The following is a 26314-nucleotide window of genomic DNA, read 5'->3' as shown; positions in this document are numbered from 1 at the left end:
TTTGAGCCTCTTTGCTCTTACTTTTACAATACCTTAAAACTATCCTTTTGAATATAGCATCTTTTGCAAACATACTATATCGTGTATCGGTTTCTTTGTCAAGACAGGACAACAAATAGAATGGGCAGCGCCGCCACCAAACATACCGCTGTCGTCAACACAAACGACGCCGTCGCTAAATCCACATTCAACTTATTGAGCTGCACCGCCACTACCGCATTAATCGCCGTCGGCATGGCGGCCAAAATCACGATGGTATTGATGAGCACCGTTTCCTCAAAAACGACCTGGCCCAAGGCATAGGCTACTAGCGGCGTCAACACCAGTTTGATGGGCAGCAAATCCAAAATTTTCCGGTAGTACTGCCGCATAGCGTATAAATCAATGGAATAACCAATCGGCATCAGCGCTGTCCAGGCACCCAAATGCACCAGCGGATCAACAACCGCTTCCAGAAATACGGGCCTTGCCACGCCGACTGCGTTCAAGGCAACACCAACAGCCATGCCGACAACCGGCAGCTGATTGCGGTTGATAAAAAGAGAAAGAACCGACTGCCTGTCAAAGGGAAGGCCAATACTTTTTTGATAATAGTATCGCGCCAAGGGAAAACAGAACATGAACATAACGACATTCTGCAAAATGACCGCCATTTGCGTATACGCAAAGCCGGCCTCACCGTACATGATATAGGTACACAACCCGCCCAAGGTTCCCGTATTCGACAGCATAGCGCTTAAGAGATAGCTGCCTTTATCCAATTCGCTGTCGAATTTGCGTTCCACAAGCAAGTACGCTGCAATGCCTGGAATGATGCAAAGAAGCACGCCCATCAGCGGCAGCCCTATGAGCTCATAATTCAGGCGCAGGCTCCAAATAGTCAGCCCCGCCAGCACCGGGTACACCAGGCAGATATTAAGAATGATCATACGCTGAAAAAAGCTTGCGTTTAGACGTGTTTGACTCCGGCAGGCCTGGCCGATGGCCAGCGGCAACAGCAGGTCAATTACTAAATACAGCAATTTGGTTTGAATATCCATCGTCATGCCCCCTTAAAATAAATTGAGCAGAATAAAGCGAGGGTACGGGGAATGAGATTGAAAAAGAGAATCGTAGTCGCGTGAGGGTACTCAAGAGGGTTACGGAAGAACAGCTTTAATGTTACTCCTGTTATTCCGGTTAAAATTCCGTACTCCCTTTATAAATCGCCTTTCGTTTCGTAATAAAAATAGCCATGCCTACCCATAGGCAGACATAGCTATTTTTTAGATTGGTTAAGGTTTGATGGTTTCTTTATAAACCTGCTTGCCGTCTTTCATTTCCACGATGACCACGCCGCGCACTGCGTCATGGGTATCATTCAAAGACATCGGGCCGCTGACGCTGGCAAAGTCCTTGGTTTCCGCCAGAGCCTTCGTGATTTTCGCCGCGTCGGTGCTGTTGGCCCGCTTGATGGCGTCAACCAGCAGCCGCGCCGCGTCATAGCCCATAGCCGCCATGGAGTCCGGCACTTGCCCGTACTCTTTCTTGTACGCCTCCACAAAAGCGTTGGAAACCGGATTGCGATCTTCGATCGAGTAGAAGTTGGTAAAATACGTGTTATTCAAGGCTTGAGGGCCGCCTATTTCCGCCAGCTTCGGCGAATCCCAGGCGTCGCTACCGAGAATGGGCATATTCATGCCTAGCTCGCGCGCTTGCTTGATAATTTTACCAACATCTTCATAGTAGCCGGGAATGTACAAAACATCCGGATTTTGAGATTTCAACTTGGTCAACACCGGCTTGAAGTCCTGATCTTTTTGCAAATACGCTTCTTCGCCGACAATCTGTCCGCCATTTTTAGTAAAGGAGTCTTTAAAAATCTGAGTCAAGCCCTTGCTATAGTCGCTGGAGCTGTCCGTCAAAATTGATACCTTTTTTGCTTTGAGACTGTTCAACGCAAACTGCGCCCCTACAGCTCCCTGGAAAGAATCAATAAAACAAGCCCGGAACGTATAATTTTTCACCTTGCCTGTATTGCCATCCACGGTCACTTTCGGATTAACCGTAGCCGCCGCTACAAAAGGAATCTTGCTTCCTTCCGCTACAGAAGAACCGGCAATGCCGCAGGAGCTGACCGTAAAGCCGGTCACAGCCACCACTTTATCCTGCGTAATCACCTTGGTCATGGCATTCGTCGACTCCGACGGCTCCCCCTTGTTGTCGGCGGTTACAATCTGGATCTGCTTACCTAAGACGCCGCCAGCAGCATTAATTTCTTTAAAAGCCAGCTTAGCGCCGTTCGCCGCCGAAGTTCCGTAGGTCGCCGTATTCCCCGTCAGTTCATAGACCATGCCGATCTTCAAATCGCCGCTGGCGCTGTTGCCGCAGCCGGCCGCCAGACCCAACGCCAAAACAAGCCCGCCAAGCAGCATGTTTCTCCAAAACAGCTTCTTTCTCATAGTTCTCCCCCCGTTATCTTTCTCTAATAACATATTCGTCCTTTTCCAATACACACGAATAACTATTGGTCTGTATAATTATAAGTGAAGCAACAAACAACCGGCAAGCTCTTTTTACCTACGAAACACTCAGCAAGAAAAATCTTTTCCCAGAAACCATCTGCCTGCTAACTAGCGTTTCTCAAGTCCTTTCGTCCAAGAATCAAGGACCGTGCCGTCTGCGGCAAAATTCTGCACCGTTAACTCCGTATCACTCACATCCACGGTCAAGTAATTCGGCTGCGCCACCGGGTTATGGAAGGCGGCGTCCCATTCTTTGGGCTGCGCTCTGGCAAAGGTCTTCGTGCCGCTGCGGCCTACAGTGATATAGACAACGCCGTCTCCCGGCGCTTCGCTCCATCGACCTCCTTGAATCGGATAAGAGCGGGCGTAGACATGATCATGTCCGGCAAAAGCGACATCCACGCCGTAACGATCCAAAATAGGCCCGAAGGCCGCACGCAAATCTGCATCCGAATCCAAAGACGGACGGTTGTGATATAAGGGGCGATGAATAAATACAAGTTTCCAGCGTTTATTCGTCGCCGCTAAGTCCCGCTCCAGCCAGGACTGCTGCCACGCCAGCATCTGCGGCAGCCAGGCCTCTTCCTCCTGGCGCTGGCTGTCGAGAACCGAAAAGTGAGCGTCTCCGTAGTCAAAGGAATATACCCGTTTTTTCAAGCCTTCCGGCCCGTTCCCCGGCGAGGAGAAAAAGGCGTCAAAATAGTCTGGCAGGGCAATTTTCCCCTGAGGCGTGTAGGTTTCATGATTTCCCATGACCGCCGCGACGGGAATGGAATCGATGATCCCTTTCCCCGCCTGGAACCAACCGTCCCATTGACCATAATCAAGCCCCACATCTACTAAATCGCCAATATTCACCATAAAAGAAGCCTGCGGATTCCTAGCATACGCTGCGTGCAGCACCTCCTGCCACAGCTCATATGTGTAGCTTTGAGAGTCCCCGAAAAGCAGGAAGCGAAAGGACTTAGTTTGGGCTGACGCCGTCGTAAAGATATGACTCTCGCTCCAGAATACGCCGTCCCCAACCTGATAACGATAGGGAGTGGACGCTTTAAGTCCGGTTAGCTGCGCAGTATGAACCACGATTGTCCCGCGCTCCGTTTGCACCTCTTTTTCCGTACCGGCAATGCTTTGCACTGCGCCGCCTTCCGCCTCGGCGAATTCCACTTTACTCCCCTTGCTCAAAGGGCCTGTATGCCAAATAACAGTCTGCTCCGCCGCAGGATTGGCCGTTTGCGTCAGCATCACATGAGTTGGCGTAACTGCCAGCAGCGGCGCAAAATACGTTCCTATCCATAAAACTGCGGCAACCGATGCCGACAACAGCAGGTTGCGTTTGGATAATCCTATCTTCATGGGTCCCGCCAGACCTCCATTCTTTTTCTTTATCTACATCATAAAGAAAAAGAAGGACGCTGACAATGCGCGTCCCTCCTAAACCGCTGCTTGTTGGCTAAAATTTTCCTTGCCTCAATAGTTCTTCTGAAAAGCAGCCCTTGCCCACAAAAGATACTGCGCCGCTTTGCAGTACATGACCATCCTCGCGCTGCTGTACCGCCAAAATACCGCCCGGCATATGCACGTCTACAGCGGCATCCACCAATCCTAAGCGATAAGCAGCGGCTGCGGCTGCACAACTGCTGCTGCCCGAGGCCAGAGTATAGCCGGCGCCTCGCTCCCAAATTTCAATCTGGATGTTTTTCCGGTCCAAAACTTTTAAGAACTGCACATTAATCCGCTGCGGAAACCGTTCATGCCTTTCAATGACAGGCCCTAACCGACAGGCTTCTTCTTTTGAAACTTCGTCCCGTAAAATGACGCAATGCGGATTGCCCACAGAAAGACAGGTGATCACCAAATTTTCTTCCTGCACCGCCCACGGAGTTCCGACCAGTTCTTGTTCCGCTCCCTTCACAGGAACTTGGCTGCTAAGAAAGCTCACCGCGCCCATATCCACCCGACTGCGGCTGCCGTCCTTCGCCAACAGCTCTACTTCTACCTGACCGCCCAAGGTGTTTAACGAAAAGTTTTTGCCAGCAACATAACCGGCATCTACCAAGTAACGCGAAAAAATGCGCACCCCATTGCCGCTTTTTTCGGCTTCACTGCCGTCAGGATTGAAAATACGCAAACGCATCTGGCCATGTTCCAGAAACGGCCCCAGTAAAATGCCATCCGACCCGATACCAAAATGACGATGGCAGAACAAGCGAATCGTCTCTGGTGAAAGCTCCCAGTCAAAACAATTGGGATCTAAGACTAAGTAATCATTTCCTAAGCCATGGTATTTGAAAAAATGAAATTTCATCGGTGCATTCCTCCTGCCTATATTTCGCAAGCTCATTATAACCAACTCTGCTTGCTCAAACATTGCAGAAGCTGAAAAAAAGGTTGCAAAACCTGCGGTGGCGAATTACTTTGCTATGATAAATAATAGAACGGACCTAACCAACCGCAGAGGGTATTTGACCAAAGAATTTGCTTTTTTTTATTTGCAGGACACAGGAAATTTGCGCATTGATTCTCACTACCACGATTTCAACAAAATCGTCATTTTTCTTTCCGGCAACGTCACGTATTATGTGGAAGGAACCGCGTATCCGCTACAGCCTTGGGATCTGCTGCTTATTGAAAGGGACACCATTCACAAACCGCTTATCGATTCTACCGTCCCGTATAACCGTATCATTTTGTGGCTCACCCCCTCTTTTCTAGAAGCGAACAGCACCTCCAGCGCCGACCTGCGAGCCTGTTTTGCGCCAACGGCCAGCGGTCTGCATTTGCTTCGCCCGGAAGCGCCCCTGCAGCTTCGTTTGCAGGAGTTATGCGCGCAACTAAAAGAAGCAGGAACAAGCGCTGCCTTTGGCGCAGATATCCTGCAACGCACATTACTCCTGCAACTTTTAGTATATCTAAATCGTCTTTCTTTGAGACAAACAGGGCTGAGCAATATCGAGCGCCGCAGCGACGATACGATTAATGCGATTTTGCATTATATGCAAGAACATATTGCTGACGACTTGTCCGTGGAAAAATTAGCTTCTCTCTGCTTTCTTACGCCCAGTTACTTCTCGCGCAAATTCAAAGAGCACACCGGTTTTACACCTCACCAATATGTTCTGCAGCGACGTTTAATCGCCGCCGGACAATTGCTCCGAGCTGGTCATTCCGTCCTCCATGCCTGCCTAGAAAGCGGCTTTCAAGATTATGCCAATTTTACGCGAGCCTTTAAAAAAGCTCACGGAGTATCTCCAAAAAAATATTACTCTCTGCCGTTAGAACGTTAAGCAAAACGTTTGTTGCTGTTTGGTGACAAGCAGCCATTCGCAGTCTTTTTCTGGATTCAGCAATAACGCCCCCAGGGTTTCCGGCTGTAAAAAACCGATTGTTTCCTGATTTTTTCGTTTCACAATACTGCCGATGTTTTGCAGCTCCAAGGGGATACGTTCGCCCCCTTGGCCTTGGAGCAAAATGGCCTGGGCCGATACTTGCAATAATTTTACCGGAATACGCCGTGGCTGCCTGAGGACGGCCTTTTTTTCTTTTGCAATTACATACACATAATGCGTCCAAGCCTTTTCAAATTCCCCAGCCTCGTACTGCCGCTGCACCGAATCGCTGTCTCCTGCCGGGTCGTTTACGATGACCCAGTCCTTACCGCCTTGCTGCACCAGGCCTCGCACTACTACCAAATGTCCATCTGTCGCCTCTACCGGCGCACCATGCAGCACAGGCAATTCATCGGGAACAGCTTCACTGTTCTTGTACATGACGCTAGCGATAACCGGGCCTTTTTGCTGCAGCGTTTCTCTGAGTTCTGCCAACGAATTCTCATGCGCCACATACGCTTTTAGCCCAAAGTCTGCGGCAGCGGCACAGTTGAAAGACCAATTGCCAAAGGGAAAGCGGTCTTGGCTATGATCTTTCGCGCGCCAAGCCATTTCCTCCGGCAATACGCCCACTCCATGATAGTTGAGCGCCATAGCCATCGACGTCGGACTGCAAATCTGCCCCGCAATGCTTGGATCACTTCGCCGCTGCGCATAAGCCGGGACCTCCAGCACCACGTCTTTTCGCGCTACGAATTCCTTCAACCTTGTTGGTCCAGCATTTACCGCAACCGCCAGCAGGGTAAGTTGGGGCGTACCTTGAGCCTGTACACTACTTAAATAGACGCGATACCGCAGCGCATCGGCCATTTTCCCTTTTGCCACTTTAAGAGTATCAATATCCATAACGGCTAACTCGTCTTTTATCGCCTTGTTCTCCGAACCGACGGCGCTCCAAGAGTTCCACTTTCCCCAGGAAAACCAAGCTGACCACTTGCCGTCAACACGAACCTGCGCCTGCACTTCTACGTTCGTTCTCTGTGGGGTAGCGGCATTCCACGACATCACCAGTTCCGTAAACGGAGCACTCTTGAAAATAGGCGAGCAGTATATGCCCAAGTTCGTCCTAGGCCCGGCTAATACAAGTTCTCCCTGCGCCATTCGTTGCGTTCCCTCAAAAGAACCAGTTGTAAAATCAGCCAAATACGCTCCGTTTATGCTCTGTGCCTGCATCAGTTCTGGCGGTTTCTCCTGCGCCCAGGCTGTTTCAACGCTCCAAAACATACTTAACGCCCACAATAAAGCAACGCCTACGCCTTGGGCGATGGTCCGCCAAGAAGCCCGCAATCCTTTTTTGCCGCTTATCGCCTCCATGGGTCCTCCTTACTCAACGGCCTCCGCCGCTTTGGCTTGCTCCCATTCCGCCTGCTTAAATCCCACCAATACTTTGCCGTCCTCAATAAGCAGGGGCCGTTTGACCAGCATGCCATCCGTCGCCAATAAGGCCAGCATGTCTGTTTCCGACATGGTTGGCAGTTTTTCCTTTAATTGCAGGGATTTATATAAAAGACCGCTGGTATTGAAAAAGCGCTTCAAAGGCAAACCGCTTTGCTTCCACCATGCTTCCAGTTCGACCGCCGTTGGATGCTGTTCCTTAATATGCCGCTGTTCATACTCTATTCCCTGGTCATCCAGCCATTTTTTCGCTTTCTGGCAAGTGGTGCACTTGGGATAGCAAATAAATTGACGGTTCATACTTCGACCCCCTTCAGAAATTAACCTAATAGCTTATTAAGCAGTTTTCTCGCCTTTCGCAACAAATCCTGCCTCTGGAATTTTCTCAAAGCCACTTCTTAGATGGCAATTGTTCCCTCAGCCGTTTAGTAGTACAATAGACTATATATGCGCAGCAGATGGTTATTTGCTGTCCATGAAAATTTGAAATAACGAGGTATAAACATGAGCATTAAATCATTGACGCCGCTCGAGGGACGGTACGGAGCGATTACCCAGCCTTTTGGCGATTATTTTTCCGAATGGGCTTTGATTAAATATCGGGTGCATGTGGAAGTGGAATGGTTAATTGCCATGGCCGCTAACCCAGATTTTGCGGAAATTCGCCCCTTCACCGCAGAAGAAATTTCTTTCTTGCGCAACATCGTCGCCACCTTTGACGACGAAAAAGCTCTCCGCATCAAAGAAATCGAACGCACTACCAACCATGATGTAAAAGCAGTCGAATACTTCCTGCGCGAAACCATGGGCGCCATGTCCCTGGGAGATTTGCTCGAATTCATCCACTTCTCCTGCACCTCTGAGGATATCAACAATCTGTCCTACGCGCTGATGCTTAAATACGGCGTCAACGACGTCTGGCTGCCGTCTGCTGAAACTTTGGTGAAAATGGTATCCGCCATGGCGGAAGAAGAAAAAGACATTCCCATGCTGGCCCATACCCATGGTCAGTCCGCTTCGCCCACCACCATCGGCAAAGAACTGGCCGTCTTTGTATATCGCTGGAACCGCCAGTTAAAGCAAATCCGCGCTTTGGAGTACTTAGGCAAGTTCAACGGCGCCGTAGGCAACTTCAACGCCCACAGCATTGCTTACCCGGAAGTAGATTGGGAGCAAGTATCCCGCTCTTTCGTGGAATCCTTAGGCCTTACTTACAATCCGCTGACCACGCAGATCGAATCGCATGATTATGTAGCCGAAGCCTTCCATGCGCTGGCCCGGTTCAACAACATCCTGCTGGATTTCGACCGCGATATGTGGCTGTATATTTCGATGGGCTATTTCAAGCAGAAAGCCATCCCCGGCGAAGTGGGCTCCTCCACCATGCCGCATAAGATCAATCCCATTGATTTTGAAAACTCCGAAGCCAATCTGGGTCTGAGCAACGCGGTCCTGGATCATTTGGCCAACAAGCTTCCCATTTCCCGCTTGCAGCGCGATTTGAGCGATTCCTCGGCGCAGCGCAACATGGGCACCGGCCTGGCTCACTCCCACATCGCCATTACCTACACCCTAAAGGGCTTGAAGAAAACCGTCGTCAACCAGGAAGCGCTGGCTGCGGACCTGAATCATGCCTGGGAAGTGCTGGCGGAAGCCGTACAAACGGTCATGCGCAAATTCGGCCATGCCAATTCCTACGACAAGCTCAAAGCTATTACCCGCGGCAAAGGCATCAGCGAAACCGACATCAAATCCTTTATCGAAAGCGTCGATCTGCCGGCCGCTGACAAGCAGCGCCTGCTTTCCCTGACACCAGCGCAATACGTGGGCATCGCTTCTTCTCTGCTCAAGCACATTTAGAAATAAAGCACGTAACACAGAGTAACAGAGGTACAGAGAAAAGCCAGAGGGAAACGCATTTAAAAAAAGCTCCGCTTTTTGCGTCAAGCAAAAGCGGAGCTTTTCTATGTTGTTTTCTCTGTTCCCCTCTGCTTACTCTGTTACTCTGCGTTCCGTATCTTTCGCCACTGGCTTAGCTACAAGCCATTGCTGGTTTTGCAGCCCTTTAGGCAGCATATGAGCGTCAAACCACATATAGTAAAACTTCACAGCGGAATTAACAGCATAGCCGTCCTGCTGATGATCCGCCGTATCGTACGAGTCGGCCATGATCAAGACGTCATCCGCCACGGTCTCCGTACCCATGGTGTCATAGCCAATGATAACCCGCCAATGTCCGCCCCACTCAATGTTTTCCACCATAATAGGCGTATTAGCCTGCAGATTCTTCAGTATAAAATCGCGGAATTCATAGTAATTCGCAAAGGTTGCGCCATCCTTGCCGGAAGCCTGCAAACTGGAAGTTACGTCCCAATGGATCGCTTTAAAAAATTTCACCATGCCCTTTGTATCGGTGCCGACTTCTGGCTTGGTACCCATGATTGTCGCAATCTTTAATTCATCCCAAGCGTGATTTTCAAAATGCTCCAGCACCGTCAAGGCCGCTGCTGGACCGCAAGTAATTTCCGTCGTTTGCTGATACGTCTTATAGTGCGACAAAATCGTCAGATGGCTATTCGATTGTAAATTATAATAATCTTGCGTTGAAAAATACGGCGATACTCCCACATTGCCGCTGCCCTTAAAGGACGAAGCGCCCTCTTTGTCGACAACATAGCCCGACGGATATGGAATCGTGCGTTCTGCCGCCGCAAAACTTACGGGATTCGCTATAAAAGAGGTTCCTAAAAAAATCAGCACAGCTGCCGCAAAAGCCGCTTTCTTTATCGATTTCAAAAGGTTTAATCGCATACATCTTCTCCTCAATTAATTTACAGTTTCTTTTATGTAAAAATTATACAATAAAAACTATTTTTATCAATTATACAAAATCTCTTTAACCAAGTTGTTCTGGCGCAGTATAATAAAAATAGTATTGATTCATTTTAGCGAGGAACCTACATAGAGAAAAAGAGGGAGGAACCTACATGACTTACAAAGAACTTCTCGAAAACGCCCGCACCTGTATCGGCGTCCATTGCAAAGCCTGCCTAGTTTGCAACGGCATTGTCTGCAAAAACACCATCCCCGGTCCCGGCGCCAAAGGCATCGGCGATACGGCCATCCGCAACTATCAGAAATGGCAGGACCTTCGTGTCAACATGGATACCCTTTGCGAAAACAAACCGGTAAACACCACGCTGGAACTATTCGGACAAACTTTTAAGTATCCTTTTTTTGCCGCTCCTGTCGGCGCGGTTAATATGCACTACAGCGACAAATATACCGATACCACCTACAACGACATTCTCGTTTCCGCCTGTAAGGAGAACGGCATTGCCGCCTTTACCGGCGACGGCGTTGATCCCAAGGTCATGGCAGGCGCTACTGCAGCTATCGCCAAGGCGGGCGGCTGCGGCGTACCTACTATCAAACCTTGGAATTTGGATACCATTCAAGAGAAATTAGCACTTGTAAAGAAAGCCAACGCTTTCGCTGTGGCCATGGATATTGACGCCGCTGGGCTTCCCTTCCTAAAAAACATGACGCCTCCCGCTGGAAGCAAGTCCATTGAAGAACTTCGCCGCATCGCAGAACTAGCTGGCATCCCCTTCATCGTCAAGGGGATTATGACCATTAAAAGTGCTATGAAAGCCAAAGACGCTGGTGCTGCGGCCATTGTTGTTTCCAATCACGGAGGTCGGGTCTTAGATCAATGCCCCGCCACGGCGGAAGTCTTGCCGGAAATTGCAGCCGCCGTCGGCAGCGACCTGAAAATTCTCGTAGATGGAGGCATCCGCTCTGGTACGGATATCTTCAAAGCTTTGGCCTTGGGCGCTGACGGCGTACTCATCTGCCGTCCCTTTGTTACCGCCGTGTATGGCGGCGAAGCCGAAGGCGTCAAGCTCTATATTGAAAAACTGGGTGAAGAACTAAAAGACACCATGGCCATGTGCGGCGCTTTCAGCTTAAAAGAAATTACCAAAGATATGGTGCGAAAATAGAAGTGAAATAGCAAGGCTGTGCAGAATACTCTTTCTGCACAGCCTTTTTTTAATGATCGTTAACCGATTCTTTAGCATGCCAAGGAGGGATGACTATGAAACAAATTTTAGTAACTGGAAGCAGCGGCTTCATCGGTAAAGAACTGTTCCGCTTCTTGAAAGAAAGCCAGTTTAAGCTTCTTCCCTTATCCCACCAAGATATTACTACCTATCAAAACAACAACGAATTGTTTCCCGCCAAACAACTATCTGACATCGCCGGCATCATCAATCTTGCCGGAGTCAGTATTAGCCAGCGCTGGAATAAAAAAAACAAAGCCCTCATTCTTGAAAGCCGTCTCAACACCACGCGTTTTCTGGTAGATTCCCTGCAGCGCGCCAAGGATTTACAGCTCCCCATTCCTTCTGTTTTCATAAACGCCTCCGGGATTGGCTACTACGGCATATCGCCAGCAGGCATTCAAACCGAAGAAAGCTCTCCTGGAAGTGATTTTTTGGCTTCCGTCTGCCAGCAATGGGAACAAGCAGCGCTCCAAGCTGAGCGCTTGGGAATACGAACGGTTCTTTGCCGCTTTGGCGTTGTTCTTGGCGTCAGCGGTGGCGCTTTGCCTCGCATGGCGCTTCCCTTTCATTGGGGCGTAGGTGGAACTATCGGCAATGGCAACCAGCACCTGTCCTGGATCCACCTTCAAGATTTGCTGCAGATTCTGCAGTTAGCCCTTACCTCTTCTTCCCTGCAAGGAGCTTATAACCTCACCAGTCCTCATCCCATCTCTATGCGCCAATTTGCCGCTTCATTAGGAAAGCAACTAAAAAAGCCCGCTTGGACCCGCCTTCCCGGTACAGCAGCCAAACTCCTTTTAGGCGAAATGGCGGAAGCCATCTTACTGGCGGATCAGCAGGTATTGCCGCAACGCTTGCTGGCAGAAGGATTTCAATTTCAGTTTCCTGATCTCACCAGCGCCTTGGCGGACTTGTACCCCGATTCGAAAACACAGGAATGAGCAAGAGAAGAACAAAAACCGTACCACTCCTTTTGGCCCTCCGGTTCTCCGATTCTCTTGTTCAATCCAACCCGAGCCCTCACTCTACTCCCTTTACTCTTGTTCAAAAACCCGTTCCCCTCAGGTTTTTCTTAGTTCCCAGTCCGCCTGGCAGTACTGCCGCAAGGTGCGGGCGGTCTGGGTGTATAACTTAGCTCCTGCAAAATTGGGCTCCCCGCCTAATACAACTTGCATCAAAAGCCCGTCGCTTCCGAACCAGCGCGGCAGAACGCCCCCAAAAAAGAAGCCTTGCTTGCGCAGTTCTTCCACCGCCGCTCCAAGATGCGGCAACGCCATATTGACGGCAACCTGCAGGCTGACTACGTTCCGGCGCGCCGCTTCCGCCAAGAGCGCTGCCACGTCTTCACTCCACGTGGCGCCAGTTTCCCATACAGCAAGCTTCCAGGTGCCGGCAAACTCGTAATATTTTTCTTCTTGCCGCAAGTTTCCTTGCTGCGGCAGCACTGCTGTTGAAGCAAGAATGTCTCTCTTTTTTAAAGGCTGCAGCAAGGTACGCGCCATATCTTCATAGACGTTGGGAATATACGTAGGCAAAGAAGGCTTGGTATACTCGATAAAATTAAATACGCAAGAAATCCGTTCCGTATCGGCGCAGTGCTCTTTAAAACTAGAACCAGCCAGCTGATCTATTTCGAGCGCATAATCCGCCATCCCCGCTTTCGCGCTGCCTACTTGCGTCATATAATGGTGGCACACAGCTTCACTATATAGACCGTCGCTGCCTGCAATATTCATCAGCTCGGCGCTTTGGCAGCAATTGGCTAACAGCAACGATAGACGGCTTTGCCTATACACCGGATTCACCACCATATTGCCTACTTCCCAGAGCTGAAAATTAGGAGCATTTTTAAACATGGACACATAGCCCGCAGGCTGTCCCTCCGCATCAAAAGCCAACACCGCAGTCAGCCTTTCCGCCGCAATTTCTGCGGCCACGGCCTCTGGCTGATATACATATTGAATCGGAAAATCATTTCCATAAACAGACTGAAAAACGGCGCCTACATGTTTGGCATTGGCGGCGTCAACAGAAACCAACTGAAAATCCTGCTCCACTGCCTCGCCCCCTCTCTGTATTGCTTTATTTAAGCATACATTCTTTTCACCGTTCTTAAAACCCTGCTCGCCTGCAAAGTTCTCCCAACACACTAGCACTCTTTAAACAAAAAAAACGCCCCCTGCATCTCAGGGAGCCTGTCGCTATCAGCCTTCTCCAATGTAATTGTTGAACGCCAAGCAACAAAACGCGCAGCAGTTACTTGAGAAATCACAAGGCGATCTGCCTTGCTTTTCAAGCATCCGCGCAGAGGGGAGACACATCCGCGCCAAAAAGCCACAGATGCCCCAAGCCCGTCACGACTTGTTAAATTCATTGTATCATTGTCAACACCATCAATACAGTTTGATTATTTTATAGTATCCATCAAAAAAACTGTTGTATCTTTTACGCCCCAGGATCAGAAAACCGATATCCCACGCCCGACTCAGTAATGATGTACTGAGGCCGCAAGGGGTTCGCCTCTATTTTCCGCCGCAACTGCGCAATATATACCCGCACATAATGCGTGTCTTGAGAATAAGCATCGCCCCATACTTGCTTCAATAATTGTTTATGAGTCATCACTTTTCCCGTATTCTGTATCAGCACTTTCAACAGCGTATATTCCGTCGGCGTTAGATGCAGCTCTTCCCCCTGCAAAGTTATGGTATGCGAGGCTACATCCATGCAAAGGGCGCCGCACACCAGGGCAGGCCCGTTGTCCTCCCGTCCAGAACGCCGCAGTGATACACGCATTCTTGCCAATAACTCACCCATGCCAAAGGGCTTAGTCAAGTAATCATCGGCCCCGGCATCTAGCACTTCAATTTTCTCTTGTTCTTGATCGCGGGCTGACAAAATGACAATGGGCGCCTTTGTCCACTCGCGCAGACGATGTACAATTTCCTTGCCGTCTAAATCCGGCAAGCCTAAATCCAAAAGAATTAAGTCGGGTTGCTGCATGGCCGCTTGTACCAAGCCTTCTTTGCCGTCCGCCGCCTCCGCTACCGTATAGTCATAGGATTCCAAGGCAACCCGCAGCATTCTCCGCATCGGCAGCTCATCATCAATAACCAGAACTCGAAGTTGCCCTTCCGTCATAAAGAAACGGCCTCCTCTTCTTTTTTAACAGGTAAATAGACCCTGAAAATAGCCCCGCCTGCTTCGCGATTAACCGCTTCGATTCGTCCATGGTGCGCCTCCACAATACCTTTGCAAATGGACAGGCCCAACCCGGTCCCGCCAGGCTTCGAAGCATGAGTTCGCGACGCACGATAAAACTTCTCGAAAACCAGCTCTAACTCCTCCTGCGCCATACCAGTTCCCCGATCCAGCACTTCTAATTTGACTTCATCGGCCTCCTTGGACACACAAATTTCAATCGGCGTATCAACTGGCGAGTACTTGCACGCATTATCCAGCAAATTTACTATAACCTGTTCCAAGAGAACGCAGTCTCCCCAAAGCATCGGCAGCCCCGGCTCCATTTTGACTAAAATTTCTCTGGAATGGACAGCCCCCTCCATACGGCGCAGCACCACCCCCAAAATATCTTCTACGTCGCACCAGTCCGCTTTCAATTGCATCATGCCACTTTCCAGACGCGCCGTATCCAGCAGATTAGAGACAACCCGTTCCATGCGCATCGCCCCTTCGCTGATAGCTTGCAACATTTCCTGGAGCTGCCCCTCATCGCAACGATCCCGACAGAGAAGCAGCGTCTGGATAGCTCCCAAAATAGAAGTTAAGGGCGTCCGCAGTTCATGAGACACCGAATTAAACAGCGCTGTTCGCAACCGGTCCGACTCGCTCCAAAGAGCGGCCTTGCGCGCTTCTTCCGCCAATGAAGCCCGTTCCAGCGTAAGCGCCGCTAAAGCCGCCCATGCGTCAATCAGCCGCCGCTCTTCCTGCGTAACCTTGCTTTCATTTAAGCGCACGCTAAAAACACCCATTACCCGCTCCTGGCTCCGCAGGGGCACATGCAAATAAGCGGCGCTAGGCAGAATTTCCGTCGCCCGCCCTGCCGCTTGCCCATGCTCAAAACACCAGTTAGCAACCGCCATTTCCGCAGCTTCCGGCGGATTCAAATTCAGACCTGGCCGGCTGCGCTCGCCGCTGTGGCGCGCCCACAACTCCAAGCGCTCTTTCACCGGCAAAAACACCAAGGTCTCCCGCCCCAACGTCTCCGCCACCTGCAAAGAAAGTCGCTCCGCCACTACGTTTTTCTCCACGGTACCAGCCATCTCACTGCTAAATTCATATAAAAAACGCGTGCTTTTTTCCCGTTGCCGAGACAATTTCAGATCCAGGCGCATTCGCTCCGTCCGCCGGCCAATAACGACAGCCAACCCCCAAAAGGCAAGAAAGCTCCACAGATGTTTGATATCAGAAACAGCAAAGGTAAAAACAGGTTCCACAAAAAGATAGTCAAAGACCAGCACGCTGGCAACAGCGCTGCTATAAGCCTCCCAGCGCCCCCACCAGAAGGCGCTTAATAACGTAGGCAGTTGGTAGATGAGTACAATACTGGCAGCATCTATCTGTTCGCGAAGCAGCCAAAGCGCCGCCGTCACCAAGGCCACTAAGGAAATGGCCTTACCATGTTCTTGCCAGGCAAAAGGCGTCAAAGGATGTTTTATCGCAATAACAGGTACTTTGACCTTTTCGTCCTCCGCCTGAATAACATGCACGCTGAACCCTGCGCTTCCCCGCAAAATCTCGTCGACAATAGAGCCTTGCCAACGCTGCCACCAGGCTGTTTTACGGGTTTTCCCAACAACAATAGCCGTTATGTTGTGATTTTTGGCCAACGATAATATTTCTTCAGCCGGTTCTGAACTCACAACAGTTATAATTTTAGCTCCTAGTTCCTCTGCCAGCTTCAAGTTTCGACTGACCCGGGCGCTCTCTTCATCGCCAAGAGCCGCTCGCTGTGAAGAGCTTTCTACATATACCGCCAGCCATTCCGCCTGCAAACCGTCCGCCAGACGTTTCGCCGCTCGAACCAGCTCCGCTGAAAAAGGACTGGCGCTGACGCAAACCATGACCCGGTCCGCTGCAGGCCACGGCCCGGGAATGCCATGGGCCCGCATATAAGCACTCAAATCCTGATCCACCCAGCGAGCCGTATAGCGCAGCGCCAGTTCGCGCAGCGCATTTAGATTCCCTGGACGAAAAAACTTGCGTACTGCCTGCTGCGCCTGCTCCGCTACATATACTTTCCCTTCATGCAAACGTTTGAGCAGCTTCTCCGGCGGCAGGTCAATGAGTTCCACCATAGCCGCCTGTTCGACAATGGAGTCCGGCACAGTTTCGCGAACAACAACGCCCGTAATTTTGGCCACCACATCATTCAGGCTTTCAATATGCTGAATGTTGAGCGTCGTATAGACGTCTATACCAGCAGCCAACAATTCTTCCACATCTTGAAAACGCCGTACGTAACGGCTGCCAGGAATGTTCGTGTGCGCCAGTTCATCCACTAAAACAATATCCGGATGCAGCGCCACAATCGCGTCCACATCCATTTCCAGCCATTCCCGTTCCCGATAGACTATTTTTTTCGGCTCTGTTTTAGGAATGCCGGCCGCCAATTTCTCCGTTTCCTTCCGGCCATGCGTCTCGATCCAGCCAACAATGACGTTTTGGCCTTCCAACAACCGTTCATGAGCGGTTTCCAACATGGCATAGGTTTTTCCGACCCCTGCCGACGCACCTAAGAACACCGTCAGTTCGCCTTTTTTTTCCCGAGCAATCTGTTCCAGCCAGTCTTCCGGTTTTTTTCTTTCGAGCTCTTGCTTCATGTCTTCAGCCTCTATGGTTTTATTTTTAAACCCTGTCTAGCTTTTGGTTTAATTTTAGCACATTTACCCGGCGTTCACCGAGAAATCCGCCATGCCGCTCTTCCAAGGTTTCATACACCAGCGTTTCTACCTGCTGCAGCGACAGTCCCCTCGTCTGAGCGACGCGCTTCACCTGCAGAAGGGCCGCTTCCGTCGAAATATGCGGGTCTAAGCCGCTGGCGGAAGCGGTAACCAAATCCGCAGGAACGGGCTGCTGCGAGGTCAATTTTTCCATCTGCCGCACCTGCATCGCCCGCTGCCCGACTTCCTCACGCAGTTTGGACGCTAAGGGGCCTGCATTCGAGCCGCCTGAAAGCAAACCGTCATAGTCCCCTGCCGATGGCCGTCCATGAAAATAGCGTTCGCTTTGAAAAGATTGTCCGATTAGCAGCGAGCCGCGTACATGACCACCTTCTACTATTAGACTTCCCCGGGCCTGTTCTGGAAAGATTGCCTGGGCCAAACCAGTTAAAACCAGGGGGTACGCACACCCGGTTAAAAAGGTCAGAATGAACAGCAGCCTTGCACTTGTTTTCAAGATACTAATCATTTTCCTCCCGCCTTCCTCCTGCCTAGGCTACACCCAGCAGACTCAAGATGCAGTCAATCACTTTGATCCCTAGGAAAGGAACCACCAAGCCGCCGCCGCCGTATAAAAGCAAGTTGCGTCGCAACACTGCCGCAGCTCCCTCTGGACGGTAGGCAACTCCTCGCAAAGCCAAGGGAATCAGCGCTATGATAATCAAGGCATTAAAGATAACGGCGCTTAGTACCGCGCTTTGGGGCGTAGCCAGTCCCATAATATTCAACTCGCCCAACGTTGGATACGTCCCCATAAACAACGCCGGAATGATGGCAAAATACTTAGCCACGTCATTAGCAATACTGAAGGTGGTCAGCGATCCTCTTGTCATCAGCAGCTGTTTGCCGATTTCCACCACTTCAATGAGTTTGGTCGGATTGCTGTCCATGTCCACCATATTGCCTGCTTCTTTCGCCGCTTGGGTGCCGCTGTTCATAGCCACGCCCACATCGGCTTGAGCCAGCGCCGGAGCGTCATTCGTTCCGTCCCCGGTCATGGCCACAAGCATGCCTTGCTGTTGATACGAGCGAATCAACGCCAGCTTGTCTTCCGGCGTAGCTTCCGCCAGAAAATCATCCACCCCGGCTTCCGCCGCAATGGCCGCCGCCGTAAGCTGATTATCGCCGGTAATCATGACAGTCTTGATGCCCATACGCCGTAATTCCTGAAAGCGTTCGCGAATGCCGCCCTTGACCACGTCTTTTAGATACACTACGCCCAGCACTTTTTTATCGTCCGCCACTACCAGCGGCGTGCCCCCCTTGTTGGCAATCGCTTCCGCCGTCTTCACAACTTCCGCCGGCCACTTTCCTCCACAGACCCGAATGTGGTCTACCATAGCTTGTACAGCGCCCTTTCGAATCTCCCGGCCCTGAACATTCACCCCGCTCATCCGCGTCTGCGCTGTAAAGGGGACAAATTCCGCGCTTAGACCCGTTAAGTCTCGTTCGCGCAAATTAAAGCGCTCTTTCGCCAGCACCACAATGCTCCGCCCTTCCGGCGTTTCATCCGCCAGCGACGCAAGCTGTGCTGCATCGGCCAATTCTTCTTCTTTGACGCCCGGCGCAGGCAAAAACTGTGTCGCCATCCGATTGCCCAAGGTAATCGTGCCGGTCTTGTCTAAAAGCAGCACATTGACATCCCCTGCCGCCTCAATAGCCCGCCCTGACATCGCCAGCACATTGCGCTGCAGCAGTCGATCCATACCGGCAATGCCGATGGCGGACAACAGCCCGCCAATGGTGGTCGGAATCAGGCAGACCAAAAGAGCGACCAGCGTCGTCAGCGAAAGACTGGTCTTGGCATAAAGAGCAAACGGCTGGAGCGTGACCACCACTGCCAAAAAGATAATCGTCAAACCAATCAGCAAAATGGTCAAAGCAATCTCGTTAGGCGTCTTACCTCGTTTGGCCCCTTCCACTAAAGAAATCATGCGGTCCAAAAAAGTTTCCCCCGGATTAACGCTGACTTTCACCTTCAGCCAATCCGACAAAATCCGGGTGCCCCCCGTCACCGAAGATCGATCACCGCCGGACTCGCGGATGACCGGCGCCGATTCTCCAGTAATGGCGCTTTCATCCACCGTTGCCATACCTTCTAAAATTTCGCCGTCACTAGGAATCGTATCGCCTGCTTCCACATAAATGACGTCCCCCTTGCGAAGCGAGGCAGCATCCACCGCCTTCCAGTCTCCATTCTCCCAACGTTTCGCTGGCGTCTGCCCACGCGTTCCTCTTAACGCATTAGCCTGCGCTTTGCCACGCCCTTCGGCGACCGCTTCGGCAAAATTAGCGAAAAACACCGTAAACCAGAGCCATATAATAATTTGCAGCTCATAAAACACTTCCGTATCACCAACATATAATCGGTCCAGCAGTAACATCGTCGTCAACGCACAGCCTACCCAGACTAAAAACATAACCGGATTGCGAAGCTGCACCTTGGGATTCATTTTATAAAAAGCCTGCCATATGGCATCTATGAGTAGCTGCCGGCTAAAGCCTTGTGCTTTCTTCACGACTTATTCCTCCTTTTTGCGCCGCGCTCTTTTACCACAGCAGCATTTGCTCCACAACCGGCCCTAGCACCAGGGCCGGCAAAAAAGTCAAGGCCCCGACAATAAGGATAACTCCCATAAGCAACAGGGAAAATAATGGCTGATCCGTAGTAAACGTACCTGCCGAAACGGGCACTGCTTTTTTACGGGCCAAACTGCCTGCAACCGCCAGAATCGGTAAAATTACGCCAAAGCGACCCAGCAGCATAGCCGTCGCCAAAATCACATTGTAAAAAAGACTGTCCGCACTCAAACCGGCAAAGGCGCTGCCGTTATTCCCTGCAGCCGAAGCAAAGGCGTAAAGAATCTCACTGAACCCATGGGGGCCTTCGTTTAAAACGCCTGCCACCCCGACTTGTGTCAGCACTGCCGTCATCGTGCCAAAAAGAACCGTCAACGCCGGAATCAGCACCGCCAACACCACCATTTTCATTTCATAGGCCTCAATTTTTTTGCCCAAATACTCCGGCGTGCGCCCCACCATGAGCCCCACGATAAATACCGTCAGCAGCACAAAGCATAGCATGCCGTAAAAACCCGCTCCCACGCCGCCAATGACAACTTCGCCAATCAGCATTTGCAGCAGCGCCGCCATCCCACCCAAGGGAGTCAGGCTGTCATGCATGGCATTGACGGCGCCGCAAGAAGCGGCAGTCGTAATTGTGGCAAACAACGAAGAACCTCCTAGGCCAAAGCGAACTTCTTTTCCTTCCATGGCCGTCGGCCCCGACAGCCCCCACGCCGCCAAACTCGGATTTCCCGCCTGTTCGCTGGCGTACAGGACGCTAAAGAACAGCACAAACAAAGTTAGCATCGCACCCAAAATAGCGTAGCCCTGCCGAACATTGCCGCACCAAAAGCCGTAGCAAAACACTAAAGACGTCGGCAGCAAGAAGATAGCCACCATTTCTAAAAAGTTGGTAATGGCGGTAGGGTTTTCAAAAGGATGCGCTGAATTGGCGTTGAAGAAGCCGCCGCCATTGGTTCCCAACAGCTTGATGGCTTCTTGCGAAGCTACCGGCCCCATTGGCAGAATTTGCTCCGCCCCTTCCAGCGTCACAGCCTGTACATAAGCAGCTAGGTTCTGGATAACCCCTTGCTGCACCAACACCAACGCCAAAACAAAAGAAAGGGGCAGCAAAACCCACAGCACGCTTCGCGTCACATCCACCCAGAAGTTGCCGATGCCTTTTTCCTCCTGCCGCTGCAGCCCCCGAATCAGAGCCACAGCCACAGCGAGGCCCGTCGCGGCGGAAAGAAAATTCTGCACTGTTAATGCCAGCATCTGCGTCAAATAGGATAGCGTACTTTCGCCGCTATAGGCTTGCCAATTGGTATTGGTCATAAAGCTGACCGCCGTATTAAAGGCCAACGGCCACGACTCTACGTCAGACAAGCCTTGAGGATTCAAGGGCAAAGAACCTTGCAGCAGCTGCAAAGCAAAAACAACCGCACAACCCAGCAGATTAAAACCAACTAAAGATCCTGCGTAACGCTGCCAGGTCATATCCTCCTGCGGCTGAATCCCGCTTGCTTGGTAGATGATTTTTTCAACAGGAAGCAGAACTCGATCCAACAACGTAGCCTCCTGCTGAAAAACGCGAACCAGGTAATGTCCTAAAGGCCACGCAAGCGTCAACAAAACTACCAAAAACAAGCTTACTAAAATCAGATCGTACCACATCTTAAAAATCCTCCGGCTTCCATAAAGCATAAAACAAATAGACAAACAAAGCCGCGCTTACTGCAGCGCCCAGCCACCATTCCATATAAACGCCCCCTTGTCTTTTCTTACTTTGATTGTACTCCTGATGCCTTTCAAAATAGTGTCAAAAACGCAGGGCTGCGTATAAAAAAAATATAAAAATTGGCAGGGGATGAACACCAGATAAGGACCGAACACAGAGTAACAGAGCCAGAGGGAGTGGATTGAATAGGAATAGATGGAGTAAATTGAATGAACGAATGAGGCTACGGCGGCCGTGACTGTATTTGAGACTTTTATTGGAGCAAGACGGTCCGCAGGACGCAAGAAGAGGAGGCGACGGAGAAAAGTTTCGTATGTCTGAGCGCCAGCGAGTTCGCGGAACTGCCGTCGACTCCTCTTTTTGCGAGTCGCGCGGAAATCTTGTCTCAAATACAGTTATGCCGCCGTTTACACAGAAGCTCCTATCCCTTATAAATTCGGCATAGATAAAAAAGCTAAGAAGCAGTTCACCAAAGTGAAGTACTTCTTAGCTTTAAATCTAGGCTTGATTAAGTTTTAAGGAATCACAGCTGCAGCTTATTCGTCTTTCAACTTCCGCAACAGATTCAAGACCTCAATGTAGAGCCACACCAACGTCACCAAAAGGCCAAAGGCGCAAAACCATTCGTACTCTTTCGGCATGCCCTGACGAACGCTCTGCTGGATCTGCTCGTAATCAACAAACAGGTTCATCGTAGCGATGCCAATCACAACCAGGCTAAACAAGATGCCGACGATGCCGCCCTGATGAATCATGGGAATGCGGATGCCGAAAAAGCTCAATACGAACTCAATAAAATACGTAATGGCGATACCCATAGTAGCCATCATCGTCGCACGCATAAAGCCTTCGTTTACCTTCACATAGCCTTTGGCGTAAATCAGCGCCGAACTCACGGCTATACCCAAGGTGATCATCACCGCCTGCAAAACAATACCGTGATACACCCGGGCAAACATGGCGGATATGGATGCTAAGAACATGCCTTCCAAGATGGCATAGAGCGGCGAGAGAAAGCCGGCCCATTGCGGGCGAAAGCTGATCGCGAAGGCAGTGATCAGGCCCATGATGGCCGTTACCATGGCCGTAATGGAATTTGCATATCCCATAGACCAAGTAGCCGCCGCCGAAACGAGAGCAATACCAACCAGCGAAAGACTCTTTACCGCTACCCCTGCGTAGGTGGCCGTTTCGCCACTGTAACTGTGAAGCGCTTTTACTTTTGAAATGACAGGATTTGCCATTTTATTCATCTCCTTTATGTCAATGTGAGCTTTATTATACCACATTGCTTGCTTCTAAAAGCAAATCCTAGTTTGTAAAAATAAAATTTCACCGACAAAATTTGCTACTGTTTAAAACATGGTGTAGCTTTTCAGAACAATAGTAAGAAATAACCACAGCCAGCATATCAAGAAAACCCATAAAAACGGTATTAAGCAATTGCCCCTTGAGCATCAAAGGAAAAAACAGAATAAAACTTCCCCATGTTACTCCAAATAAAAAACATCCAAATTTAACTGCACTACCAGCTACTGAAGGCATAGCCATCGTTTCTCCTAATATGACATAAAGAACTCCCAAGAAAATCCCCATAGCAATAGTCCATAAAGAAGAATACATAGAGTTTATCCAAAAACCAATATCAATTGCATTTATATGATAAGCCATCATTCTTATTACGAAAAACACCGTGCCAAAAACAACAATGCCTATAAAGGGTTTTCTTTTACAGCACCTACCCTTGTTAGCTGAATTTGTAAATCGGCCTAACAAAGCCACCATTACAACTACTGGAATAGCATCACAAAGACCTCCGGCTAACTCCTTATAAAATGAATTTCCAAACTTAGGCATGGCCATAACATAGCCCAGCAACCACAAAACTCCTATGAAGATACCGAATTTCATTTCCCAAATCGCTCGGTTTTCAGAAACACTGATTCTCGTAAAATGAAAAACTAGAGCTACGCAACTGTATGCTATGCTAGCCCATAATAATGCAGTCAATGGAAAGCCCAACCATGCCGCCACTATGCTCAAATCGTCCGCAGAGGTTTCAGTCGCCAATTCTACTGGTATACTCATATGAAGAACCATACAGAGAGTTATAGCCAAAGCAATAATGCTAACATATCTTATTTTTTCTCTCATAATAATTCCTTTCTTCCTGCACCGCAGATTTATCGCGTCACGTACTTTCTCAAAACTTGACCACAAACAGAAACTACAAGCGACCCAACTTATTACATAAGCATAACGGGTAGCACATATAACAACGTTCCAATTATAAAGGCGATAATCAGCAAAGAATTGGCCGCACCGCGCTCCTTAAGAGTAAACTCAACAACAAGACGAACCAGCCAGAAAATGGCAGTACCCATAAGAATTGTCTTTCCCAAGGGAGTCGTCAAAAGCTCCCCCGTATGTCGCATGCTGACATACGCGATCAGAAACATAAAGGTTATTACTGCAATATTCATTCCCTGAATCACAAAACGATTGACAGGAGACATCACTGGCAGTTCTTCACGCCAATTAAAAGGCTTCATCTTCCAAAAAGCTGCATGAAAGAATCCAAAGAACAAATGATAAACCCCTCCGGCAAGCACCAATGCCACACTCATACTGCTCAACTCCTCATCCCCTATCACCAAACTTTATCGCCAACACGCCATCCTCCAAATTGGCTCCAACAACTTCACGTCCTATTAATTTTCGCGGTAGGCAAATATTACGCTTATAGCCGCCAATTCGAAACGTTAGCTCCTCTCCTTGCTGCGATAAAGCCATCTCTCCTTTACTAACGAAAGGAAGTGCTAATTCCATTACAAACTGATCCTTCTCCTGCTTTAATCGCTGCGCCTGGCCGCAATAAAACCGCTCTGTCGAATCTCGCCCTTGAAAACACAGGTTCCCCATGTTCCTCAAAGCAGAAACGCCGGTAACTTCCTCTCCAAAGAGAGGAACCTTAAAAACAGGTACAGGGCTAAACTGTTCTTGGATCTGGGCAACATACGTTTTTTGAAGCTCTCGCCATTGCAAAAAATAGCTGCCGCAGCCTTCTTCCGGAAGCACCTTATTAACGATAACAGCATCCACATGGAAGCCGTATAAATTCAAATACATAAAACTTCTCGCCGCTTCCTTGATGACGATCTTTTCCGGGTTCATCACAATACGGACAGAAGTCAGATTCTGATCCGTCAGCATCTGCTGCGCTTCTTGCAATTGTCGAACCAATTGCGCAATGCTGTCCAATGCATCCTCAGGCGGTAAAGGAATTCCAAGCAAAGGCTTAGATAAAGGACGCGCTACCTTCAACAAGCGTTTTTCCAAAGGAAATATTTTTTCCAACCACCAAGTTAACACTTCTGGAAAGCTAAGCAAGCGGATAGTTTCACCGGTAGGAGCGCAATCAATAATTACCGTCTCATACTCCCCCCCCTGACAATGCTTGAGAATTTCCAATAAGCAAAATAGCTCTTCCAGCCCCGGAAATACAAGGAGTTCATCCGCTGATACACTGCTAATATTTTGCGAAATCAAAAGTTCCGCAAAATATCTCTGTATTTTCCCCCAGCTCTTTTCCGTACTTGTCAGTACGGAAATTTCCTGAGCCCACAAATTTTCCTGTACTTTGGTTGGCTTGTCCGTTACCTCCATTTCCAGCGCGTCACCAAGACTATGGGCCGCATCGGTGCTGACAATCATCGTCTTTTTACCGCCTGCTGCTATACTGACAGCGGTCGCCGCTGCAATGCTTGTCTTACCAACGCCGCCTTTACCGGTATAAAGAAGAATTCGCAACTTTCTATCACCCCTTTATTATTTCGCATATCGAAATATCTGCTTAAAATTTTTTCATTGGATTTCAATCTGTTTTCTTAGCGTAGGTTTCACAGTCGTTGTTTCCAACGATTCCTTTTGAAAACCGGCAACGATTTTCTTCAGAATCGCTAATGCGGTTTCAAATTCTTCTTCAGTAATAAAAGAGCGAACTCGACTCCAAATAGAATGAAACTGTTTTTGAATCGTCCCCGCCAACTTTTTCCCCTCATCAGTAAGAAAGACAACTACCACCCGCCGATCATCTTCTTGACGATCCCGTTTCAGCAGGCCCATCTTCACCAACCGGTCCACCACACCAGTAGCCGTACTCATGGGAATGCCAAGACGCTGCGCCAATGGACTCATGGGAAGGCCTTGCTGTTTCTCCACCACCAACAACGCAACCAACTCAAAACGCGAAAGTCTCAAACCAATCTCAATCAGCTCTTCAGGAAGCATAATTTTTTGTATGTTTTCCAAAAAGAACTCATACATAGCCGAACTATATTCCATTTTTATCACCTTCCATTTATTTCGATATGCGAAATATTCGTTAAGTAAAATATATCGACAAGTTTCTTCTTTGTCAAGTTGTATCTACAAACTCTCGAAAAAAGCATGGAGCTCTGCAATAAAGCAAAAGCAGGCCCCGCAAAAATGCAGGGCCTGCTTTTATATCATTTAAGATTATACACCAATCTTTCTCTCTGTTGAACGAAGCTTCTAGAACCCGCCTCGTCCTGCCGCCTGATTCGCCTTTTCAATGGCCTTGTACGACAAGTCAAGAGCCTGGCCTAAGTTGCGCTGCGCCTGAACTGGGCTATGGAAGCCCATGCTGTTGGCAGCAGCTACATAATCC

General features: G+C 49.6%; 23 protein-coding genes. 4 read left to right on the top strand and 19 right to left on the bottom strand.

The genetic code is table 11. The features are described from left to right. Window positions 1–98: 98 nt before the first annotated feature. The 4 genes from PHF27_RS03120 to dapF all read right to left on the bottom strand — a co-directional run bounded on the left by PHF27_RS03120 (window position 99) and on the right by dapF (window position 4812). Window positions 99–1040: an AEC family transporter gene (locus tag PHF27_RS03120; protein ID WP_300065867.1), complete on the bottom strand. Its 942-nt coding sequence runs from the start codon at window positions 1038–1040 to the stop codon at window positions 99–101. A 234-nt stretch (window positions 1041–1274) separates the two neighbouring features. Continuing rightward, window positions 1275–2441, bottom strand: a complete 1167-nt coding sequence (locus PHF27_RS03115; RefSeq protein WP_300065864.1) for an ABC transporter substrate-binding protein — start codon at window positions 2439–2441, stop codon at window positions 1275–1277. Between the two features lie 171 nt (window positions 2442–2612). Beyond that, window positions 2613–3860, bottom strand: coding sequence for a metallophosphoesterase family protein (locus PHF27_RS03110; RefSeq protein ID WP_300065861.1), 1248 nt, complete (start codon window positions 3858–3860; stop codon window positions 2613–2615). A 97-nt stretch (window positions 3861–3957) separates the two neighbouring features. After that, a complete protein-coding gene (gene dapF / locus PHF27_RS03105) occupies window positions 3958–4812 on the bottom strand; it encodes a diaminopimelate epimerase (RefSeq protein ID WP_300065858.1) in 855 nt (284 codons plus the stop codon). A 115-nt stretch (window positions 4813–4927) separates the two neighbouring features. Between dapF and PHF27_RS03100 the strand changes: the two genes are divergently transcribed. Beyond that, window positions 4928–5791: an AraC family transcriptional regulator gene (locus PHF27_RS03100; protein WP_300065855.1), complete on the top strand. Its 864-nt coding sequence runs from the start codon at window positions 4928–4930 to the stop codon at window positions 5789–5791. Here PHF27_RS03100 and PHF27_RS03095 read toward each other — a convergent pair. Both PHF27_RS03095 and PHF27_RS03090 read right to left on the bottom strand, forming a co-directional pair. Next, window positions 5780–7207, bottom strand: a complete 1428-nt coding sequence (locus PHF27_RS03095) for a C39 family peptidase (protein ID WP_300065852.1) — start codon at window positions 7205–7207, stop codon at window positions 5780–5782. The two genes, PHF27_RS03100 and PHF27_RS03095, sit on opposite strands and share 12 nt — an antisense overlap. 9 nt (window positions 7208–7216) lie before the next feature. Then, window positions 7217–7588 (bottom strand): arsenate reductase family protein, encoded by a 372-nt coding sequence (locus tag PHF27_RS03090; protein WP_300065849.1) that lies wholly within the window; start codon window positions 7586–7588, stop codon window positions 7217–7219. Between the two features lie 204 nt (window positions 7589–7792). Here PHF27_RS03090 and purB point away from each other — a divergent pair, with 204 nt between their 5' ends. Beyond that, window positions 7793–9148: an adenylosuccinate lyase gene (gene purB, locus PHF27_RS03085; protein ID WP_300065847.1), complete on the top strand. Its 1356-nt coding sequence runs from the start codon at window positions 7793–7795 to the stop codon at window positions 9146–9148. Between the two features lie 132 nt (window positions 9149–9280). Here the strand turns inward: purB and PHF27_RS03080 are convergent, their stop codons facing one another. Continuing rightward, the gene (locus PHF27_RS03080; RefSeq protein WP_300065844.1) at window positions 9281–10099 is read right to left on the bottom strand and encodes a C39 family peptidase; all 819 of its coding nucleotides are present in this window, start codon (window positions 10097–10099) and stop codon (window positions 9281–9283) included. A 176-nt stretch (window positions 10100–10275) separates the two neighbouring features. Between PHF27_RS03080 and PHF27_RS03075 the strand changes: the two genes are divergently transcribed. Further along, window positions 10276–11292 (top strand): alpha-hydroxy-acid oxidizing protein, encoded by a 1017-nt coding sequence (locus PHF27_RS03075; protein ID WP_300065842.1) that lies wholly within the window; start codon window positions 10276–10278, stop codon window positions 11290–11292. Window positions 11293–11387: 95 nt separating this feature from the next. Then, window positions 11388–12296 (top strand): TIGR01777 family oxidoreductase, encoded by a 909-nt coding sequence (locus PHF27_RS03070; protein ID WP_300065840.1) that lies wholly within the window; start codon window positions 11388–11390, stop codon window positions 12294–12296. Window positions 12297–12416: 120 nt separating this feature from the next. Here PHF27_RS03070 and PHF27_RS03065 read toward each other — a convergent pair whose 3' ends face one another. The 12 genes from PHF27_RS03065 to PHF27_RS03015 form a co-directional block, all read right to left on the bottom strand. After that, window positions 12417–13412, bottom strand: coding sequence for a hypothetical protein (locus PHF27_RS03065; RefSeq protein WP_300065838.1), 996 nt, complete (start codon window positions 13410–13412; stop codon window positions 12417–12419). A gap of 388 nt (window positions 13413–13800) precedes the next feature. Continuing rightward, window positions 13801–14496: a response regulator gene (locus PHF27_RS03060; RefSeq protein WP_300065836.1), complete on the bottom strand. Its 696-nt coding sequence runs from the start codon at window positions 14494–14496 to the stop codon at window positions 13801–13803. Then, entirely contained in the window at window positions 14493–17198 is a 2706-nt protein-coding gene (locus PHF27_RS03055; protein WP_300065834.1) for a sensor histidine kinase KdpD, read from the bottom strand. Before PHF27_RS03055 ends, PHF27_RS03060 begins: the two co-directional genes overlap by 4 nt. A gap of 25 nt (window positions 17199–17223) precedes the next feature. Further along, window positions 17224–17787, bottom strand: coding sequence for a potassium-transporting ATPase subunit KdpC (gene kdpC, locus PHF27_RS03050; RefSeq protein WP_300065832.1), 564 nt, complete (start codon window positions 17785–17787; stop codon window positions 17224–17226). Window positions 17788–17809: 22 nt separating this feature from the next. Then, window positions 17810–19837 (bottom strand): potassium-transporting ATPase subunit KdpB, encoded by a 2028-nt coding sequence (kdpB, locus tag PHF27_RS03045; protein WP_300065830.1) that lies wholly within the window; start codon window positions 19835–19837, stop codon window positions 17810–17812. A gap of 31 nt (window positions 19838–19868) precedes the next feature. Next, entirely contained in the window at window positions 19869–21560 is a 1692-nt protein-coding gene (gene kdpA, locus PHF27_RS03040) for a potassium-transporting ATPase subunit KdpA (protein ID WP_300065828.1), read from the bottom strand. A gap of 1 nt (window position 21561) precedes the next feature. Next, complete coding sequence (gene kdpF, locus PHF27_RS14310) at window positions 21562–21645, bottom strand: K(+)-transporting ATPase subunit F (protein ID WP_071595756.1); 84 nt, start codon at window positions 21643–21645, stop codon at window positions 21562–21564. A 515-nt stretch (window positions 21646–22160) separates the two neighbouring features. Next, window positions 22161–22868, bottom strand: coding sequence for a Bax inhibitor-1/YccA family protein (locus PHF27_RS03035; protein WP_300065826.1), 708 nt, complete (start codon window positions 22866–22868; stop codon window positions 22161–22163). An 88-nt stretch (window positions 22869–22956) separates the two neighbouring features. Then, complete coding sequence (locus PHF27_RS03030; protein ID WP_300065824.1) at window positions 22957–23778, bottom strand: hypothetical protein; 822 nt, start codon at window positions 23776–23778, stop codon at window positions 22957–22959. Between the two features lie 92 nt (window positions 23779–23870). After that, complete coding sequence (locus tag PHF27_RS03025; RefSeq protein WP_300065822.1) at window positions 23871–24251, bottom strand: hypothetical protein; 381 nt, start codon at window positions 24249–24251, stop codon at window positions 23871–23873. A gap of 13 nt (window positions 24252–24264) precedes the next feature. Continuing rightward, the gene (locus tag PHF27_RS03020; protein WP_300065820.1) at window positions 24265–25434 is read right to left on the bottom strand and encodes an ArsA family ATPase; all 1170 of its coding nucleotides are present in this window, start codon (window positions 25432–25434) and stop codon (window positions 24265–24267) included. Between the two features lie 54 nt (window positions 25435–25488). Further along, window positions 25489–25968 carry a MarR family transcriptional regulator gene (locus PHF27_RS03015; RefSeq protein ID WP_300065818.1) on the bottom strand — a complete coding sequence of 160 codons (480 nt, stop codon included), beginning with the start codon at window positions 25966–25968 and terminating at the stop codon, window positions 25489–25491. Window positions 25969–26314 lie beyond the last annotated feature (346 nt).

The organism is Anaeromusa sp. (assembly GCF_028691475.1).
Taxonomy (GTDB): domain Bacteria; phylum Bacillota; class Negativicutes; order Anaeromusales; family Anaeromusaceae; genus Anaeromusa.
This window is presented reverse-complemented; position numbering and strand designations above follow the sequence as displayed.